Here is an 18,154-nt window from a genome sequence, read left to right as displayed (position 1 = left end):
GTGGTGATGTTCTTCCTTGCCCTGGTGCTGCTCAGCGCCGGGGTCTTCGCATTTCTCAACGGCTTCAGGGATGCGTCCTCGTCGGTGGCCCTGGCCGTGCGGACGCGGGCGCTGACTCCAACAGTGGCGGTGCTGCTGGCAAGCCTGTTCAACTTCATCGGCGCCAGTCTCAGCGCCGCCCTGACGCTGGCCGTGAGCCAGGCGTGGCTGTCACTGCCGCCGGGCACGAACGGCCTGACGATCCTCCTGGCCGGGCTGCTCAGCGCTATCTTTTGGGGCCTGTACTTGTGGTGGCGCGGCATCCCGGCGTCCTCCACGCACGCCCTGGTCGGCGGGCTCGCCGGGGCGGGGGTCGCGAGCGTCGCCGTCGGCGGTAACCCCGTGACGGGCGTTGACGCCTCGCTCCTGTCCCAGGTGGTGATCCCGCTGCTGGTCTCACCGGTGATCGCATATGTCGGGTCGTTCCTGCTGGTCTGGCCTGCCGGCTGGGCCGGCCGTTACACGCCGCCCAACGTCGTCAACACCCGCTCCCGGCGGGCCCAGGCCATCGCTGCCGGCGCCGTCGCCTTCGGCCACGGGCTGCAGGACGGCCAGCGCACCAGCGCGGTGGTGATCCTGGCGCTGCTCGCGGCCGGGCTCTCCGACGGCGGATCCGTGCCCGTCTGGGTGGCCCTGCTGACGGCCGTCATGATGGCTGCCGGGACCCTGGCAGGGGGCTGGCGGATTTCGTACACCATCGGCTACCGGCTGACCCGGATCGACCCCCTGCGCGGCTTTGTCGCGCAAATGTTCAGCACGGTAATGCTGCTCGTGGGCGCGATCGGGCTGCACTGGCCCGTCTCCACCTCGCACACGGTGACGGCGGCAACCCTCGGCGCCGGCGCCAACCAGAATTTCCCGGACACCAACCGCCGGCTGGTGATCCGCATCCTGGCGTTCTGGGTCCTGACCCCGATTGCCACCGCCGGCGCCGCGTTCGTCCTTCAGCTGGCGCTCTCGCCGGTGGCCGGCCTGTAAGGGCCTCGCCGGTTATCCGAAGCGGCCGGAGACGTAGTCCTCGGTGGCCTTCTCGGTCGGGTTGCTGAAGATCGTCGGGGTGTCGCCGAACTCGATCAGCTTGCCCGGCTTGCCGGTACCGGCAATGTTGAAGAAGGCCGTCTTGTCCGACACGCGGGCAGCCTGCTGCATGTTGTGGGTCACGATCACCACCGTGTACTGGTCCTTGAGCTCGTTGATGAGGTCCTCAATGGCCAGCGTCGAGATCGGGTCCAAGGCGGAGCAGGGCTCGTCCATGAGGATCACCTGGGGCTCCACGGCTATAGCGCGGGCAATGCACAGGCGCTGCTGCTGGCCACCGGAGAGTCCGGAGCCGGGCTTGCCCAGACGGTCCTTGACCTCGTTCCACAGGTTCGCCCCTTGCAGGGAGCGCTCCACCAGGACATCGGCCTCGCCCTTGGAGATCTTCGTGTTGTTCAGCTTCACGCCGGCCAGCACGTTGTCCCGGATGGACATGGTGGGGAACGGGTTGGGTCGCTGGAACACCATGCCGATCTGGGAACGGACCGTGACCGGGTCAACGCCGGGCCCGTACAGGTTGTCACCGTCCAGCAGCACCTCGCCCTCAACCCTCGCACCGGGGATGACCTCGTGCATGCGGTTCAGGGTGCGCAGGAAGGTGGACTTGCCGCAGCCCGAGGGGCCGATGAAGGCAGTGACGGATTTGGCCTCGATGTTGATGTTGACGTCTTCGACGGCCAGGAATTTGCTGTAGTAGACGTTCAGGTCCTTGACGTCGATGCGCTTAGACATGGTGTTCCTTCACTTGCTGGAGGTATGGGCGGCGGGCGCGGCGGTGGCCTAGCGGCCTGTCTTGGGGGCGAACATGCGGGCGATCAGGCGGGCGCCAAGATTGAGCAGCATCACCAGGATGATGAGCACCAGGGCCGCGCCCCAGGCCCGCTGGGAGGACGGATCCGGGTTGGACGGCGAGGTGGGGTTCAGGATCTGGGTGTAGATGAACGTCGGCAGGGAGGCCATCCAGCCGCTGAACACGTTGGTGTTGATGGTGGTAGCGAATCCGGCGGTGACCAGAATCGGTGCGGTTTCGCCGATCACGCGGGCGATCGCCAGGGTGATGCCGGACGCGATGCCGGAGATCGCCGTCGGGAGGACCACTTTGAGGATGGTCCGCCACTTGCGGACGCCGAGGGCGTAGGCGGCCTCGCGGAGTTCGTTCGGCACGATCTTGAGCATTTCCTCGCTGGAGCGGACCACCACCGGGATCATCAGCACCGAAAGTGCGACGGCGGCAACGGCGCCTGTCTTGGTGCCCGGGCCGACCACGGCGAAGAAGGCGGCCGCGGCGAACAGGCCGGCGACGATCGAGGGGATGCCGGTCATGACGTCCACGAAGAAGGTGATGGCCCGGGCCAGCGCGCGGTCCTCGCCGTATTCCACGAGGTAAATCGCGGTCAGCAGGCCCACGGGGACCGAGATGATGGTGGCGAGCACCGTAATCAGCAGTGTGCCCATGAGCGCGTGGTAGATGCCGCCCAGCAACGGGGCGCCTTCCTCGACCGTCTTGTTGTCGAAGGCGCCGGTGACCCCGTTCATGGAGGTGGTGAGGAATCCGGGGTCCAGGAGCCCGGGGAGCCCGTTGACCAGCACGGTCCAGATCACCGAGAACAGGGGCAGCAGGGCAGCCAGGAAGGCGCCCACAACCAGGCAGGTGGCCAGCTTGTCCTTGGCTTTGCGGGCGCCTTCCACAACCAGGCTCCAGCCCACCAGGCCGGCGGCGAAGAGGATGGCGGAGACGATTGCCCAGCCGAAGGCATTGAAGCCGATCAGCGCCAGGATCGCCGCGCCGAGGACCAGGGCAACGGCCAGGACAATGTACGGCGCAGCCTTGGGCAGCTGGCCCTTGGTCAGTGCCGAGCGCTTGCGTACCGGAGTCAGGGTGGAGGTCATTTAGTTGGCTCCCGAGAATTCTTTGTGCCGGGTGATAATCCCGCGGGCAATCATGTTCACGCCGAGGGTAATGACGAACAGCACCAGGCCGGCGGCGATCAGCGTGCTGACCTTGAGCCCGCTGGCCTCGGGGAAGTTCAGGGCAATCTCGGCGGCGATGGTCTGGTTGCCGCTCTGGATCAGGCTGGCGGTCAGGGCTCCGGAGGACAGGACCAGCGCCACGGCCATGGTCTCGCCGAGGGCCCGGCCTAGTCCCAGCATCACGGCGCTGATGATTCCGGGCCGGCCGAACGGCAGCACGGTCATCCGGATCATCTCCCAGCGGGTGGCCCCGAGCGCAAGCGCGGCCTCTTCGTGCAACTTGGGGGTCTGCAGGAAAATTTCGCGGCTCAGGGACGTGATGATCGGCAGGACCATGACGGCGAGCACGATCCCGGCCGTGAGGATGGTCTTTCCGGTGGCAGAAGCGGGACCCTGGAAGATCGGCAGCCAGCCCATGTTGTTGGCCAGCCAGTTGTAGGCCGGGGAGATTTCATGGGCCAGGAACGCAACGCCCCAGGCACCGTAAACCACGGAAGGAATTGCTGCGAGCAGGTCAATCACGTAGCCCAGGCCGGAGGCGAGCTTGCGAGGTGCGAAGTGCGAGATGAACAGCGCGACGCCGATCGCGATCGGCGTCGCGATCACGAGGGCGATCACCGATGCGATGAGGGTGCCGATGACGAGCGGCCAGATGTAGGTGAAGAATCCTTCGCCGCCCTGGATCTTGTCCGGCGAAGCCACGAGGGCCGGGAACGCCTGGATAACCAGAAACAGTGCCACGCCGAAGAGCACGACGAGGATCAGACACCCTGCCGCCAAGGTGGCTGCGGAAAAGACTTTGTCACCGACGTGGCCTGCGCCCCGGGACTTGGTCAGGGAGGTGGTGGTCACTTCACGGCCCTTCGGTTTGGATCGGGATCCGGCTGCCGGCTGCGGAAAGCCCCGCGGCCGGCGCCCGGCAAATCTTGATGTATGGAACAAACGCGTCGGTTCCCTGCTCCATGGCGGCCGCCGGTGACGGCCGCCATGATGCAGGGAACCTTGATTAGGCTCGTGTTTCCACTATGCCTCGCGGTGCAGCGTAACCCTAGGCCTTGGCCTTGACGGTTTCGACGGCAGCGATTGCCTTGTCCTGGAGGGTCTTGGACAGCGGCGCCGACTTGGCGGCGTCGGCGGCGGACTGCTGGCCCGCGTCGGAAGCGGCGTACTTGACGAACGCCTTGACCAGGTCAGCGGTGGCCTGGGTGTCGTAGGTGGTGCAGACGATGTGGTACGACACCAGAACGATCGGGTAGGCGCCTGCGACCGTGGTGGTGCGGTCCAGCTTGATGGCGAGGTCGTTGGCGCTGCGGCCTTCAACCGGCTTGCCCTCGTCGACTGCCTTGGAAGCGGCATCGGCGGAGATCTTCGTGAAGGAGTCGCCGACCTTGATCTGCGCGGTACCGAGCTTGCCGCTCACAGCGGAGTCGTCGGCGTAGGTCACGGCGCCGGGGGTGTCGGTGACAGTCTTGACGACGCCGGAGGTGCCCTTGGCGTTCTCGCCCTTCAGGCTCGCGGGCCAGATGCCGGCGGCCTTGTCGGTCCAAACCTCAGGGGCGACGGCGGCGAGGTAGTCCGTGAAGTTGGTGGTGGTGCCGGAGTCATCGGAGCGGTTCACCGGGGTGACCTTGAGGTCCGGAAGCGTGACGCCCGGGTTCAGTGCCGCGATGGCGGGGTCGTTCCAGTTGGCGACCTCGCCGCGGAAAATCTTGGCAACGGTGGGAGCGTCAAGCTTCAGGTCCATGATGCCAGGCAGGTTGAAGGCCACGGCGATCGGGGAAATGTAGACCGGGATGTCGATGGCCCCGTCGGGACCGCACTTTTCCTTGGAGCTGGCGAGCTCTTCATCCTTGAGGTAGGCATCCGAGCCGGCGAACTGGGCCGAGCCGTCAAGGATCGCCTTGCGTCCGGCGCCGGAACCGTCCGGGGAGTACTGCACATTGGCGCCCGGGTTGGCTGAAGCAAAGTTGGTCTTCCAGACATCCATGGCTGCGCCCTGGGCGGAAGAACCGATACCGGTCAGGGTGCCGGTGACCGCGGGACCCGAGGCGGACGGCGCCGTGGTCTGGGCCGTGTTGGTTGCGTTGTCCGAACCGCAGGCGGTCAGCGCGAGTGCGCCGACGGCGATTACAGCGATAGCCGCGTTGCGGCCGAAGCGGAGTGCCTTCACTGAGTTGTACCCCTTCCAGGGCTGTGAGTGCCGGGCCAGGAGAAGGCCCGCAGGGATGCGTACGGTTTGTACCTTTACCGACCGTAGGTGGCCCAGGTAAAGAGAATTGCGGACCAAAGTGAACAGCCGGTTAACGACGCAGGGCTATTGGCTTACATATGCCGGGCAGGCATTGTGTTCTGTGCGTCACAGTCGTATCGGCTTCAGTGTGATGGCGGGTGCTGTCCCGGCTGATTGGCCCGGGCTCCGTCCTGCCGCGAACGGCCTGCCGCGAACGGCCGCCCCCGGGCAGCAAATAGACTGGAGGGCATGGCCTCCGCGACTGGACTCACCGCAAGCGCACGATTCCTGCGCGGCCGGGTCCGGACCGGCTTTGTCCGGAGCCGGAACTCCCTGGTCCCGGCCATCCAGATGACCGCTTGCGCCGTCGGCGCCTACGCGTTCGCCGAATACGTCCTGGGCCATTCCGCGCCGTTGTTTGCGGCGACGTCAGCCCTGATTGCCCTCGGGTTTTCCCGCGACCCCCGGCTGCGCCGCGTCATCGAGGTGGGCATGGGCTGCACAATCGGAATCGTGGTCGGGGACCTGCTGCTGCACTGGCTGGGCTCCGGAATCTGGCAGGCCGCCGTCGTGCTCCTTTTCTCCATCCTGCTGGCCAGGTTCCTGGACAGCGGGACGATCTTCACCACCCAGCTGGGCCTGCAGTCCGTGCTCGTGGTGCTCCTGCCCGCGCCCCTCGGGGGGCCTTTCACCCGCAGCATCGACGCCGTGGTGGGCGGGGTATTCGCGCTCCTGGTGACCATCCTCGTTCCCAAGGACCCCCGGCGCGAACCCCGCAGTGACGTCAAGAAGCTCCTGCACGAGCTCGCCGAGGTGCTGCGGGAATGCGCGTCGGCGCTGAGCTACAGCGACTCCACCCAGGCCTGGCATGCCCTCATCCGGGGCCGGAACTGCCAGCCCCTCGTCGACGCCATGCGCCAGTCGCTGCGCGCCTCCGGCGAAGTGGCAACCCTGGCCCCCGCCTACCGGCGGCACCGGGAAGAGCTGGACCATATGGAGCAGTCACTGGACTACATCGACCTCGCGCTGCGCAACAGCCGGGTCTTTGCGCGCCGCCTGACCAGCGCCATCAACCATGCGGCGCTCTCGGACGAGGCCACCCAGAACATTTCCGAGGTCCTGCAGGAGACGGCCGCCGCCGTTGACGAGCTCTCGCGCGGCCTGGCGGAAGTCCACGACGGCGCCCGCCGCGCCCACCTGCGCACGGCCCGGTCCGAGCTGCGGGAGATCGCCGTCCGCCTGCATCCGCGGATGCTGGACGTCCAGCTGCTTGAGGGCGAAACGGTGGTCATGCTGTTCCGCCCGCTCATGGTGGACCTACTGGAGGCCGCCGGGCTGGATTCCAAGGAAGCCCGGGACATTCTTCCCCCGCTGTAGCCCGCCCTGGCACTGCTGACCCCACCGCCGGCGCCCTTGGTTGTCGCTGGGCCCCGATAGTGTGGACCAATGGCTACGAAGACTTCCCGGGGGCCGAAGGCACCCGGCTACAAATGCGCCGAATGCGGCTGGACTACGGCCAAATGGGTGGGCCGCTGCGGCGAGTGTCAGGCGTGGGGCAGCGTGGAGGAGACCGGCACCGCCGTCGCCCGGACGACGGCGGCCACTACGGTCCTTGAACCGGCCCGCCGGATCGCCGACGTCGACGCCACAACTGCCGCTTTCCTGCCCACCGGGGTGGATGAACTCGACCGCGTGCTCGGCGGCGGGCTGGTGCCCGGCGCCGTCATCCTCCTCGCGGGCGAACCCGGGGTGGGCAAATCCACGCTGCTGCTGGATGTCGCGGCCAAGTTCGCCCGCACGGCGCAGGACGTCCTCTACATCACCGGTGAGGAATCCGCCGCCCAGGTCAAGCTCCGCGCGGACCGGATCGACGCCGTGGCCGAATCCTTGTATCTGTCCGCCGAAACGGACCTCGGGCAGGCCCTGGGGCAGGTGGAGAAGCTGGAACCGCGGCTGCTGGTGGTGGACTCCGTGCAGACCCTCAGCAGCGCCGACGTCGAGGGCAGCGCCGGTGGGGTGTCCCAGGTGCGCGAGGTCGCGGCCTCCCTGATCGCCGCGGCCAAGCGCCGCAACATGACCACGCTGCTGGTCGGGCACGTGACCAAGGACGGCTCCATCGCCGGGCCCCGGCTGCTGGAACACCTCGTGGACGTCGTCTGCCAGTTCGAGGGCGAACGGCACTCGCGGCTGCGGCTGCTGCGCGCCGTCAAGAACCGCTACGGACCTACCGACGACGTCGGTTGCTTCGATTTGAACGAGGACGGCATCGAGGGCCTCGCCGATCCCAGTGGACTGTTCGTTTCACGGACCAAGGAGCCCGTTTCGGGAACCTGCATCACGGTCACGCTGGAGGGCCGCCGCCCGCTGCTGGCCGAGGTGCAGGCGCTGCTCGCCGAGAGCGCCAGCTCCCAGCCGCGCCGCGCCACCAGCGGACTGGACAGCTCGCGCGTGGCCATGCTGCTGGCCGTCCTGCAGCAGCGCGCCGGCTGCCTGCTGCACAAGGACGACTCCTATGTCGCAACGGTCGGCGGGGTCAAGCTCAGCGAACCCGCCACGGACCTCGCCGTGGCCCTGGCGGTGGCTTCCGCCAAGGCCAGGAAGCCGCTCCCCCAGCGGCTGATAGCGTTCGGCGAGGTGGGCCTGGCCGGCGAAGTCCGTCCAGTGCCCGGCATTAATCAGCGCATCCAGGAGGCGCACCGGCTCGGCTTCACCCATGCCGTGGTGCCGGCCAGCCCGAACGGGCACGGCCCGGTTCCCGCGGGCTTTTCGGTCCGCGAGGTCGGCCACCTGGCCGAGGCGCTGGGGCTGCTGATCAGCTGACGCCGCGGAGGCCGCGGCGCGCGGGATGATGCGTGTCATCCAGGTCCGCTGAAACAGATAAGCTCTTGCCAAAGATACCCCCCGGGGGTATCTTTGGCGTAGCCGCAGATGACTGAACTTCCTTCAGGAGCACGCACCATGGAACACCGGCACAGCAGCCCAGGCGCGGACCAGGGCATCCAGAATCAAGGCACGCACCCGACGCCGCACGGTAACCATGCTGCGAAGCCGGGCGCCTCCCCCGCCGCCGTCCCTGCCACCGCAGGCTCCGCCGGGGACGACCACACCGTGCACAGCCACGGCCAACACGCCGGGCACAGCGTCGCCATGTTCAGGGACAGGTTCTGGCTGACGCTGGCCCTGGCCGTGCCGGTGCTCTTCTTCAGCCCCATGTTCGCGGAGCTCCTGGGCTACGCACCTCCCGCCTTTCCCGGCTCTGCCTGGATCCCGCCCGTGTTCGGTACGGTGATCTTCCTTTACGGCGGCCGGCCGTTCCTCAAGGGCGGGCTCAATGAACTGAAGACCCGTAAGCCGGGCATGATGCTGCTGATCGCCATGGCCATCAGCGTCGCCTTCATCGCCTCCTGGGTGACCAGCCTCGGCATCGGCGGTTTCGATCTCGACTTCTGGTGGGAGCTGGCGCTGCTGGTCCCCATCATGCTGCTGGGCCACTGGATCGAGATGCGCGCCCTCGGCTCGGCCCAAGGCGCACTGGACGCCCTGGCGGCGCTGCTGCCCGATGAGGCGGAACGTGTCACGGACGCCGGCTTGGAGACTGTCAGCGTCTCCCAGCTCCGCGCCGGGGACACCATCCTGGTCCGCCCCGGCGGCCGGATGCCGGCCGACGGCACGGTCAGCGACGGCCAGGCCGACTTCGACGAATCGATGATCACCGGCGAATCAAAGACCGTCCTGCGAACACCCGGTGATCCCGTGGTGGCCGGTACCATCGCCACGGACAGTTCCGTGCGGGTCCGGGTGTCAGCCATCGGCGAGGACACCGCCCTGGCCGGGATCCAGCGCCTCGTGGCCGAGGCACAGGCATCCTCCTCCCGGGCCCAGGCCCTCGCCGACCGGGCTGCGGCGTTCCTCTTCTACTTCGCCGCCGGCACCGGCGTCCTGACCTTCATCTTCTGGACCCTGATGGGCAGCGTCACCGACGCCGTCACCCGCACTGTGACCGTGCTCGTGATCGCATGCCCCCACGCGCTGGGGCTTGCCATCCCGCTCGTCATCGCCATCTCCACTGAGCGGGCGGCCCGGGCGGGCGTCCTGATCAAGAACCGGATGGCGCTGGAGCGCATGCGGACAGTCGACGTCGTGCTGTTCGACAAGACCGGAACCCTGACCAGGGGCGAGCCGGAGCTCAAGGAGGTCGCCGCCGCAGGCACGGGCACAGCAGCCGGCCAGGACGCAGTGCTTGGACTCGCGGCCGCCGTGGAGGCGGACAGCGAACATCCGCTGGCCCGCTCGATCGTTGCCGCCGCCCGGGACCGGGGACTAAAGATTCCGACGGCGGACGGGTTCACCTCGCTGACCGGCCGCGGAGTCCGCGCCACGGTCGATGGCCGCACGGTCCAGGTGGGCGGCCCGGCCCTGCTCCGGGAGCTGGGTTTGCAGGAACCGCGGTCTTTGGCCGCCACCACCGGCGCCTGGCTGGAGCGCGGCGCGGCGGTGCTCCACATCGTCGACGGCGGCACAGTCGTGGGCGCTGTCAGCCTCGAGGATGCCGTGCGGCCCGAGTCCCGCCAGGCCGTCCGGGCCCTCCAGGCACGCGGCATCAAGGTGGCCATGGTCACCGGCGACGCCCGCCAGGTGGCGCACGCCGTCGCCGCGGAACTTGCCATCGATGAAGTGTTCGCCGAGGTCCTCCCCGCCGACAAGGACAAGAAGGTGGCGGAACTGCAGGGCCGCGGACTGAAAGTGGCCATGGTGGGCGACGGCGTCAACGACTCCCCCGCACTGGCACGGGCGGAGGTGGGGATCGCGATTGGCGGCGGCACGGATGTGGCAGTGGAATCCGCGGGCGTGGTCCTGGCCGGCAACGATCCGCGGGCCGTGCTGTCGATGCTGGATCTGTCCAAGGCGAGCTACCGGAAGATGTGGCAAAACCTCGTGTGGGCCACCGGATACAACATCATCTCGGTGCCGCTGGCGGCCGGGGTCCTCGCCTTCGCGGGGATCGTCCTCTCCCCCGCCGCGGGCGCCGTGATGATGTCGGCGTCGACCATTGTGGTTGCCCTCAACGCCCAGTTGCTGCGCAGGCTCAAGCTCAACCCGGCCGCTGTCGGCTGACCGCAAGGACGCCCCCATGCCGGAAACCAGCCGCCGCGAGTCATCCTTCGGGAGATCCTATGCCCGCGTGGGTCCGCGGATGGATGCCCGCGGGGCAACGGAGCACCGCCGGCGGCTCGTGGCAGCGGCTCACGGCGTCGTCATCGAAATCGGGGCGGGCTACGGGGCCACCTTCGCGTTTTACCCTTCAGCGGTGACCGGTGTGCTGGCCCTCGAACCGGACCCCACGCTCCGGGGGCTGGCCCTCGCCGCCGCGAGCAAGGCACCGGTGCCTGTCAGGGTGAAAGACGGCGTGGCGGAAGCGCTGCCGGCGGCGGACGCCTCGGTGGACGTCGTCGTCTCCAGTTTGGTGCTGTGCAGCGTGGCGGACCAGTCCGCCGCGCTGGCGGAGGTGGTCAGGGTCCTGCGCCCCGGCGGCTTGCTGCTGTTCTATGAACACGTCCGCTCCGCACACCGCGTCCTGGGCGCCGCCGAAGACCTGGTCACCCCGCTATGGAGCCGGGTGGCAGGCGGCTGCCACCCGAACCGCGACACAGCCGCCGTGATCGCCGGGGCCGGCCTCACCGTGCAGGGCCTCGAGCGCTTTGGCTTTTCGGTCCTCCCCGGCAACCCGCGGCTTGCCCACGTTCTTGGGATGGCGAGCAAGTCCTGAGCCCCCGGCCCGCATACGCCGTTACAACGGAGGGGGCGCACGACAGAGGGGCGCCTGCCGCGATGGCAGACGCCCCTCTGGTCAATCATTTAAACCCGGCATTCAAACCCGGCGTTCAAACCGGGCCGCTGGGCCCTGGAAGTTGGGCCCGGCCGGCTAGGCCTTCTTCGGAGGCAGGGCCAGCTTGAAGACCTTGGCCCACGTGGAACCGACCTGCTTCAGCAGCGGACCCGTGGTGTACGGCAGTCCGTAGCGCTTGCAGATCTCCTGCACCTTCGGTGCCACTTCCGCGTAGCGGTTCGAGGGCAGGTCCGGGAACAGGTGGTGCTCGATCTGGTGCGAGAGGTTGCCGGTCATGAGGTGCATGAACTTGGAGCCGGAGATGTTGGCCGAGCCGATCATCTGGCGCACATACCAGTCGCCGCGGGTCTCGCCTTCCACCATTTCCTCGGTGAAGGTGTCAGTGCCTTCGGGGAAGTGGCCGCAGAAGATCACCGCGTGCGCCCACACGTTGCGGACGGCGTTGGCGGTCAGGGTGCCGTAGAGGGCCTGTTTGCCGGAACCGGTCAGCATGGCGACGGCGGGCGTGGCGGCGTAGTCCTTGGTGAACTGCGTCAGGGCCTTGCGGCCGAGGGCCTTCAGGTCCTTGGTCAGGGCTTCCTTGGATTTCCGGCCCTCTTTGTAGTCCACCAGTTCGAGGTCGTAGATCGCGATGCCCCACTCGAAGACGGGTGCCAGCAGTGCGTTGTAGAGCGGATTGCCCAGGTTGAAGGGCGTCCATTCCTGGTCCGGATCCATCCGCAGCAGGTTGTATCCGATGTCGTTGTCCTTGCCGACCACATTTGTCCAGCGGTGGTGGAGATCGTTGTGGGTGTGCTGCCAGGAGCGTGCGGGGGTGACGAAGTCCCATTCCCACGTGGTGGAGTGGATGTCCGGGTCCCGCATCCAGTCCCACTGGCCGTGCAGGATGTTGTGCCCGAGTTCCATGTTTTCCAGGATCTTGGCGAAGCTCAGCAGTGTGGTGCCGGCGATCCAGGCGGGCTTCTTCTTGCTGACCAGCAGCAGGGCACGGCCGGAGAGCTCCAGGCCGCGCTGGATCTTGATCATCCGCCGGATGTAGGCGGCGTCAGATGCGCCGCGCTTGGCGAGGATGTCGTCCTTGATGGCGTCGAGTTCGCGCCCCAGCTCCGCCACCTGCTCGTCGGAGAGGTGGGCGGCCGCGGGCGGGCGCAGCAACGGGCTGCCGGTCTCGGCCAGGGCGCCGGGCCGCGTCTTCGCGGCCGTTCGCACCTCTGCTGCTGGGGCGCCGGCGGCTGACCCGTCTGTACCGCCTGCGGCGGTGGCGTCGTTGTCGGAAATATCCGGTTTGTTGGAAACAATCGTCATGCGGTGATACTCCTCAGAGGTCGAGGTTAACGGGGCCGGCGGCTGCCGACACGCACGTCTGGATTAGTTGGCCGGGCTCGCCGTGCACTTCGTTCGTGCGAAGGTCACGGACCTGGCCGGCACGCAGCGGGATGAGGCAGCTGTGGCAAATGCCCATGCGGCAGCCGCTGGGCATCAGGATGCCGGCGTCCTCGCCGACATCGAGCAGCGGGGTGTCCCCGTCTGCCTCGACTTCGCGGTCGGAGGCCTCGAAGGTGACCAGTCCGCCGTCGTGCCCGGCACCGCCGGCGAGGCTGGTGCTGAAGCGTTCGATCGTCAGGGTGCCCGCCCGGGCCGCCGCGGCCTGCTGAGCGTCCTCGGCTTCGGCTTCCCACAGCGCCTCGGCGTCGTTGAGGAAGCCTTCCGGGCCGCATGCGTAGGCGGCGCGCTGGCGCCAGTCCGGGCACAGCCGGTCCAGGTCGGCGGCAGAGGTGAAGTCCAGCCGTCCGCGCTCCCCGGTGAACCAGTGCGTGACGCGCAGGTTGGGGAACTGGTCGGCGAGCTCGGCGAGTTCTTCACGGAAGATGGTGTCCGCGGCGGTGCGGGCGGTATGGATCAGGACGACGTCGGAGTCGGGGCGGTGCGGCACGAGGGTGCGGATCATCGACATCACCGGCGTGATTCCGCTGCCGGCTGTGAGCATGAGCAGCGGGCGCGGGTGTTCCGGCAGGACGAAGTCGCCCTGCGGAGGCGCCAGGAACAGGACGTCGCCCGGTTTGGTGCCGCGCACGAGGGCCCCGGAGACGGCGCCCATGTCGGTAACGGTGATTGCCGGATCCTGTCCGGCGGGGGCGCTGAGCGAATAAGACCGCCAGTGGCGGACGCCGTCGAGCTCGACGCCAATACGGGCCCACTGGCCGGCAAGATGCGCTTGCCAGCCGCGGCCGGGACGGAAGAAAATGGTGGCGGAATCGGCCGTTTCTGGAACCACCTTGGTAACCACGCCGCGCAATTGGCGGGCGGAAAACACAGGATTGAACAGCGACAGAATGTCTTCTGGAGCTAGGGGGGTGGTCAGTAGAGATGCGGCGCGCGCCAGCTTACGGAGCCGGATCATTCACCAAGCTTATGTCAGATTGGGCCATACTTCTTCACCCAAGGCATACGATCGACTCGAGAAAACTATCCCGCCGCAACAACTCATCGGATTGTCCATGAACGCATACCCTGCCAGGGAGCCCGCCGGCCCCGCCCCCGCCTACGATCCGCCATGGCTGGCCCTGCCGCGGGAGGTCAGCGACATGCTGCGTCCCAGGATGCCCGGCATCGTCGAGGCGATCATCGAGGCCGTCCCCCAGCTCGTTCCGGCGTACGCCAGGCCGATTGAGGGGCGCTTCGGCAGGGGCCTGAGAAGGGGCGTGGCCGCGGCGCTGGACCGGTTCCTGCAACTGCCCGGGACCCGGCTGCCGGCGTTGTCCGAGGAAAGCCGGGAGCTGGTGGCCGGGCTGGGCAGCGGCGAGTTCCGGCAGGGGCGGAGCATGGACGCGCTCCTGAGCGCCTACCGGATGGGTGCCCGCGTGACCTTCCGGGAAATGTCCAAGGTTTCCGTGGAACACCACCTGGGCCAGGGCGTCGTGGTGGATCTGGGCGAATCGATCCTCGCGTACATCGATGAGCTGTCGGCGGTCAGCGCCGAGGCCTACGCCTTTGAACAATCCGAACGCGCCGGAGCGGTGGACCGGCGACGCACAGAACTGCTGGACCTGCTCCTGCTCGGCCAGGCCGACGAGGCGGCCCTGCGCCAGACGGCGGCGATGGCGGACTGGTCCCTGCCCCAGCGCATGGCGGTGGTGACGCTTCCGCTGGACCGGGCAGCCGGGCTGCGGCTGCGCCTCGGTCCAGGCACCCTAGTGATTGAGCGCGAGACCGACGTCGTGGCCCTGGTTCCGGCGCGGAAATCGCAGTCCGCCCGGGAGGACCTGGACCGTGCCCTGAAGGGGCGCGGCGCCTCCGTGGGGCCGTCCGGCGGCTGGGAGAGGGTTCCGGATTCACTGCGGCTGGCCGTGCTGGCGGCCGCGGCGCTGCCTCCGCGCGAAGGGCCGGACGATCCCCCGATCTGGGCCGACGAGCATTTGGCGCAGGTGATTCTCGGAGCGGAGCCCTCGGCAATCACCGAACTGGCCACCCGGCGGCTCGCGCCGCTCGAAGGGCTCCGGCCCGCGCAACGCGAGCGGCTCGCCGAAACGCTGCTCTCCTGGCTGCGGCACTGGGGCCAGCGGGCACCTGTGGCCGCCGAGCTCGGGATCCACCCGCAGACCGTGGGCTACCGGGCCGCGCAGCTGCGCGAGCTCTTCGGCGACGCCCTCGAGGATCCAACGGCGCGCTTCGAACTCGAACTGGCCCTGCACGCCGGCCGGCGGTAGGCGGCCGGGCGAGGCCGGCGTTCGACGTCGGCACCGACTTCGGGGGCCGGCGGCGGGCCCCGGATTACCCGGCGAGCGCCCGCGCCCGGCGGCGGGCCCCGGATTACCCGGCGAGCGCCCGCCGGCTGTGGAGCCGCAGCTCCAGGTCGTGCATCACGAGCGCCGCCAGGTCCTCCAGCGCAGCGGTGTCCTCATCGCTGAAGTCTCGGGGCTCACGGTCCAGGATGCACAAGGTGCCCAGGTTGTAGCCGTCCGGAGTGCGCAACGGCACCCCTGCATAGAACTGCAGGCCGAACTCGCCGGCCACGAGAGGGTTGGACAGCGTCCGGGGATCGTTGATGGCGTCCCGGACAATCCAGGCATCCCCTTGCAGGACGGCGGAGGCGCACAACCCGGGGTCCCGGCCGATCTCGGTAACGTCCGTGCCGTGGTGGGACTTGAACCAGATCCGGTCATGGTCCACAACACTGACAATTGCCACGGGCACCGAGAACATGCGTGCGGCCAGCGCCGCGATCCGGTCGAAGGCGCCATCCGCGGGAGTGTCGAGGATCCCGTACCGCCCGACCGCCTGCATCCGCCCGTCTTCGTCGGTCAGCAGCGCGGCCGCTTCCCTGCGGTGGCGACCCGCGCCATTGATGACTTCCTGGCGCAGGGCCAGGGACACTTCCCGGGCCGGCGGGCGGGCCGCCGGATCCCTGTCCAGCATGGAGGTCAGCAGGACCGACCACAGGGGCGCCAGCTCTTCGGGGATGTGCGGGTCCTGGAGCAGCCGGGCCAGGGCGGACTGGACCGGCGCGCCGGGGTACGCCATTTTCCCGGTCAGGCCTTCCAGCAGGACCAGCCCCAGCGAATAGACATCGCTGGCAGGGCCGGCCGGTTCACCGGCGGCCTGTTCGGGGCTGAGGTAGGCCGGGGTGCCGGAGCTGTCGTCGGGGTCGCCGCAGTGGCCCTCGCGGACGGTGATGGCCACGCCGAAGTCGCTGAGTTTGGCGCGTGGACGCCGGTCCTCGGCGCTGTAGTCCACCAGCAGGATGTTGGCCGGTTTGACGTCCCGGTGGATGATGCCGTGGTGGTGGATGTGCGCCAGTCCGTCGGCGAGATCGTGCCCGATCAGCGCCATGTGGGCCGCCGAAAGCGGGCCCTCGGCCGAGCGGCGCCGGAGGTCGGGGCCGCGGACGAGTTCCATCACCAGATAGCTGAGCCGGCGGCTCGGGTCACTCAGGTCGGTCCCGGCGTCGAACAGTGTCACGAGGGCGTGGTGGGCCATCCCTGCCAGGATCCGCACTTCCTCGCTTTGCCTGCGGGTCCGTTCCTCGTCCACAGTGCCGTCGCGGAAAAGTTTGACCGCCACTTCGCGTCCCAGGACCTCGTCCGTGGCACGGTACACACTCGATTGGCTGCCCCGGCCAATGAGTTCTTCGATCCGGTAGCGCCCGCTGAGCAGGAAACCGGGGTCCATGGTTGTCAAAAGGTCTACGTGGTCCCTCTAATGGGGCCGCCGCTGGAATCGGGCGGATCAGTCCAAAGCCGGAAAACTGATCCCGGCACCCGCATCATAAGCAAGCTTACTTATGATAGCGCGGAAACCGGATTTCGGAAGACGTCCGGGCGGTCTTCCGGCCCGGCGTCCTGCCGCTATTTCGCGGGGTTGTGGGTCCCGATCGGCACCAGGGTGAGGTCAGGGTGGTTCTTTTCGATCCGGCGCAGGGCCCAGACGTCGTTGAACAGGGCCAGATATTCCCCGTCAGAGCGCAACAGGACTTCGGCGCCGGGGACGTTGGCCAGCGCCGGCATGGCGTCGGCGGTCGAGATCCGGGCCATGGAATACGGGAGTCGTTCCAGCCGCATCGGGGCGCTGAAGTCGTGTGCCATGCGGTCTTCGACGACTTCGAACTGCATGGGGCCGACGGCGGCAAGGACGGGCGCCTGGTCGCCGCGGATATCGGAGCGGAGCACCTGGATAACGCCCTCGTGCTCGAGTTGTTCGATGCCGCGGCGGAACTGCTTGAACCGGCTAGGGTCCTTGGAGCGCGCCACCTGGAAGTGCTCCGGGGCGAACAGCGGGATCGCCGGGAACTCCACCGGCTGGTCCAGGAACAGGCTGTCCCCCACCCGGAGGGAGGAGGCGTTGACGAGGCCAACCACATCGCCCGGGAATGCCTCGTCGATCACCTCGCGTTCGCGGCCGAAGACCTGCTGGGCGTACTTGGTGGCGAAGGATTTCCCTGTCCGGCTCTGGGTGACCACCATGCCGCGCTCAAACATGCCGGAGCAGACCCGGATGAAGGCAACGTGGTCCCGGTGGGCCTTGTTCATGCCGGCCTGGACCTTGAAGACGAATCCGGCGAACGGGGCATCGACCGGGCGGGGCTCGCCTTCGACGTCGGGCCGCGGGGCAGCGGGCGGCGCAAAGTCGACGAGGGCGTCGAGGATTTCCTTTACGCCGAAGTTCAGCGCGGCCGAGCTGAAGAGGATCGGCGTCGCCTTGCCGGCATGGAAGGCCTGGACGTCGAACGCCAGGTTGGATTCGATGACCAGCCCGGCCTCGTCCACGGCGTTGGACCAGTCCTCGCCCTGGCTGGCCGCGGCCTCGTCCGGGGTGAAGTATTCGGTGAGGGCGATGTTGGCGCCGGAGTTGTTCCGCTTGAACTGCGCGAAGCGGTCGTTGCGCAGGTCCCAGACGCCCCGGAAGTCGCCGGAGATGCCCACGGCCCAGGTCAGCGGCATGGGCTGCAGTCCGGTGCGCTCGGTGATCTCGTCCATGAGGGCCAGGGCGTCCAGGCCGGGCCGGTCCCACTTGTTGATGACCGTGATGATGGGCAGGTTCCGCTGCTTGCAGACCTCGAAGAGCTTCATGGTCTGGGTTTCCAGGCCCTTCGCGGCGTCGACCAGCATGACGGCGCAGTCCACGGCTGCGAGCACGCGGTAGGTGTCCTCGGAGAAGTCCGCGTGGCCCGGGGTGTCCAGGAGGTTGATGACGGTGTCCCGGTAGCCGAACTGCAGGGCGGCGGAGCTGATGGAGATGCCGCGGTCCTTTTCCATCTGCATCCAGTCCGAGACCGTTTCCTTGCGGTTGGCCTTGCCGCTGGAGGCGCCGGCCGTGCCGATCACCTTTGCGTGCAGCGCAAGGGCCTCCGTCAGGGTGGATTTGCCGGCGTCGGGGTGCGAAATGACCGCGAAAGTCCGGCGCCGGGCCGCCTGCTTGTGAATCTCCTGGACTCGGGCGGGGCTGAGGACTTCTTGAGACACGATGCTACTTTCGCTGCGGCTGTGGACGGGTCACGGCGCGGAGAGCCCGCGGTACACCCAAGGACTCAA

14 protein-coding genes are annotated in these 18,154 nt (G+C 68.1%); 6 read left to right on the top strand and 8 right to left on the bottom strand.

From position 1 onward, the window contains the following. The first annotated feature begins 6 nt into the window (after positions 1-6). Entirely contained in the window at positions 7-1,017 is a 1,011-nt protein-coding gene (locus tag MRBLAR12_RS15055) for an inorganic phosphate transporter (protein WP_229995124.1), read from the top strand. Between the two features lie 12 nt (positions 1,018-1,029). Here the strand turns inward: MRBLAR12_RS15055 and pstB are convergent, their stop codons facing one another. The 4 genes from pstB to pstS form a co-directional block, all read right to left on the bottom strand. After that, positions 1,030-1,809, bottom strand: a complete 780-nt coding sequence (pstB, locus tag MRBLAR12_RS15050; protein ID WP_229995114.1) for a phosphate ABC transporter ATP-binding protein PstB — start codon at positions 1,807-1,809, stop codon at positions 1,030-1,032. Positions 1,810-1,857: 48 nt separating this feature from the next. Continuing rightward, positions 1,858-2,967 carry a phosphate ABC transporter permease PstA gene (gene pstA, locus MRBLAR12_RS15045; protein ID WP_229995115.1) on the bottom strand — a complete coding sequence of 370 codons (1,110 nt, stop codon included), beginning with the start codon at positions 2,965-2,967 and terminating at the stop codon, positions 1,858-1,860. Continuing rightward, positions 2,968-3,900, bottom strand: a complete 933-nt coding sequence (gene pstC, locus MRBLAR12_RS15040) for a phosphate ABC transporter permease subunit PstC (protein WP_229995116.1) — start codon at positions 3,898-3,900, stop codon at positions 2,968-2,970. It lies immediately after the preceding gene. A gap of 196 nt (positions 3,901-4,096) precedes the next feature. Beyond that, positions 4,097-5,218 (bottom strand): phosphate ABC transporter substrate-binding protein PstS, encoded by a 1,122-nt coding sequence (gene pstS / locus MRBLAR12_RS15035; protein WP_229995117.1) that lies wholly within the window; start codon positions 5,216-5,218, stop codon positions 4,097-4,099. Between the two features lie 309 nt (positions 5,219-5,527). On the opposite strand from pstS, the gene MRBLAR12_RS15030 reads away from it, so the two are divergent. The 4 genes from MRBLAR12_RS15030 to MRBLAR12_RS15015 all read left to right on the top strand — a co-directional run bounded on the left by MRBLAR12_RS15030 (position 5,528) and on the right by MRBLAR12_RS15015 (position 11,045). Next, positions 5,528-6,655: an FUSC family protein gene (locus tag MRBLAR12_RS15030; RefSeq protein ID WP_229995118.1), complete on the top strand. Its 1,128-nt coding sequence runs from the start codon at positions 5,528-5,530 to the stop codon at positions 6,653-6,655. Between the two features lie 69 nt (positions 6,656-6,724). Beyond that, a complete protein-coding gene (gene radA, locus MRBLAR12_RS15025) occupies positions 6,725-8,098 on the top strand; it encodes a DNA repair protein RadA (RefSeq protein ID WP_229995119.1) in 1,374 nt (457 codons plus the stop codon). A gap of 108 nt (positions 8,099-8,206) precedes the next feature. Then, entirely contained in the window at positions 8,207-10,393 is a 2,187-nt protein-coding gene (locus MRBLAR12_RS15020) for a copper-translocating P-type ATPase (protein WP_364746903.1), read from the top strand. 16 nt (positions 10,394-10,409) lie between these two features. Next, positions 10,410-11,045 carry a class I SAM-dependent methyltransferase gene (locus MRBLAR12_RS15015; RefSeq protein ID WP_229995121.1) on the top strand — a complete coding sequence of 212 codons (636 nt, stop codon included), beginning with the start codon at positions 10,410-10,412 and terminating at the stop codon, positions 11,043-11,045. A gap of 156 nt (positions 11,046-11,201) precedes the next feature. Here MRBLAR12_RS15015 and MRBLAR12_RS15010 read toward each other — a convergent pair whose 3' ends face one another. Both MRBLAR12_RS15010 and MRBLAR12_RS15005 read right to left on the bottom strand, forming a co-directional pair. Next, positions 11,202-12,431 carry a fatty acid desaturase family protein gene (locus MRBLAR12_RS15010; protein WP_229995122.1) on the bottom strand — a complete coding sequence of 410 codons (1,230 nt, stop codon included), beginning with the start codon at positions 12,429-12,431 and terminating at the stop codon, positions 11,202-11,204. Positions 12,432-12,444: 13 nt separating this feature from the next. After that, positions 12,445-13,527 carry a ferredoxin reductase gene (locus tag MRBLAR12_RS15005; RefSeq protein WP_229995123.1) on the bottom strand — a complete coding sequence of 361 codons (1,083 nt, stop codon included), beginning with the start codon at positions 13,525-13,527 and terminating at the stop codon, positions 12,445-12,447. A gap of 97 nt (positions 13,528-13,624) precedes the next feature. On the opposite strand from MRBLAR12_RS15005, the gene MRBLAR12_RS15000 reads away from it, so the two are divergent. Next, positions 13,625-14,833 carry a helix-turn-helix domain-containing protein gene (locus MRBLAR12_RS15000; protein WP_364746901.1) on the top strand — a complete coding sequence of 403 codons (1,209 nt, stop codon included), beginning with the start codon at positions 13,625-13,627 and terminating at the stop codon, positions 14,831-14,833. A gap of 103 nt (positions 14,834-14,936) precedes the next feature. On the opposite strand, the gene MRBLAR12_RS14995 is transcribed toward MRBLAR12_RS15000, so the two are convergent. Further along, a complete protein-coding gene (locus MRBLAR12_RS14995) occupies positions 14,937-16,295 on the bottom strand; it encodes a protein kinase domain-containing protein (protein ID WP_229994142.1) in 1,359 nt (452 codons plus the stop codon). Positions 16,296-16,471: 176 nt separating this feature from the next. Beyond that, complete coding sequence (locus MRBLAR12_RS14990; protein ID WP_229994141.1) at positions 16,472-18,085, bottom strand: peptide chain release factor 3; 1,614 nt, start codon at positions 18,083-18,085, stop codon at positions 16,472-16,474. Between the last annotated feature and the right edge of the window lie 69 nt (positions 18,086-18,154).

The sequence above is a fragment of the Arthrobacter sp. LAR12-1-1.1 genome (assembly GCF_040676555.1).
In the GTDB taxonomy this organism is placed as follows: Bacteria; Actinomycetota; Actinomycetes; order Actinomycetales; family Micrococcaceae; genus Arthrobacter.
The sequence above is the reverse complement of the archived record's forward strand: the minus strand, read 5'-3'. Positions and strand labels throughout refer to the sequence as shown.

Excerpts from the sequence above, each read along its gene's own strand:
- MRBLAR12_RS15055 (WP_229995124.1), top strand. The coding sequence starts at position 7 with ATGTTCTTCCTTGCCCTGGTGCTGCTCAGCGCCGGGGTCTTCGCATTT.
- pstB (WP_229995114.1), bottom strand. The coding sequence starts at position 1,809 with ATGTCTAAGCGCATCGACGTCAAGGACCTGAACGTCTACTACAGCAAA.
- pstA (WP_229995115.1), bottom strand. The coding sequence starts at position 2,967 with ATGACCTCCACCCTGACTCCGGTACGCAAGCGCTCGGCACTGACCAAG.
- MRBLAR12_RS15030 (WP_229995118.1), top strand. The coding sequence starts at position 5,528 with ATGGCCTCCGCGACTGGACTCACCGCAAGCGCACGATTCCTGCGCGGC.
- radA (WP_229995119.1), top strand. The coding sequence starts at position 6,725 with ATGGCTACGAAGACTTCCCGGGGGCCGAAGGCACCCGGCTACAAATGC.
- MRBLAR12_RS15020 (WP_364746903.1), top strand. The coding sequence starts at position 8,207 with ATGACTGAACTTCCTTCAGGAGCACGCACCATGGAACACCGGCACAGC.
- MRBLAR12_RS15015 (WP_229995121.1), top strand. The coding sequence starts at position 10,410 with ATGCCGGAAACCAGCCGCCGCGAGTCATCCTTCGGGAGATCCTATGCC.
- MRBLAR12_RS15010 (WP_229995122.1), bottom strand. The coding sequence starts at position 12,431 with ATGACGATTGTTTCCAACAAACCGGATATTTCCGACAACGACGCCACC.
- MRBLAR12_RS15005 (WP_229995123.1), bottom strand. The coding sequence starts at position 13,527 with ATGATCCGGCTCCGTAAGCTGGCGCGCGCCGCATCTCTACTGACCACC.
- MRBLAR12_RS15000 (WP_364746901.1), top strand. The coding sequence starts at position 13,625 with ATGAACGCATACCCTGCCAGGGAGCCCGCCGGCCCCGCCCCCGCCTAC.
- MRBLAR12_RS14995 (WP_229994142.1), bottom strand. The coding sequence starts at position 16,295 with ATGGACCCCGGTTTCCTGCTCAGCGGGCGCTACCGGATCGAAGAACTC.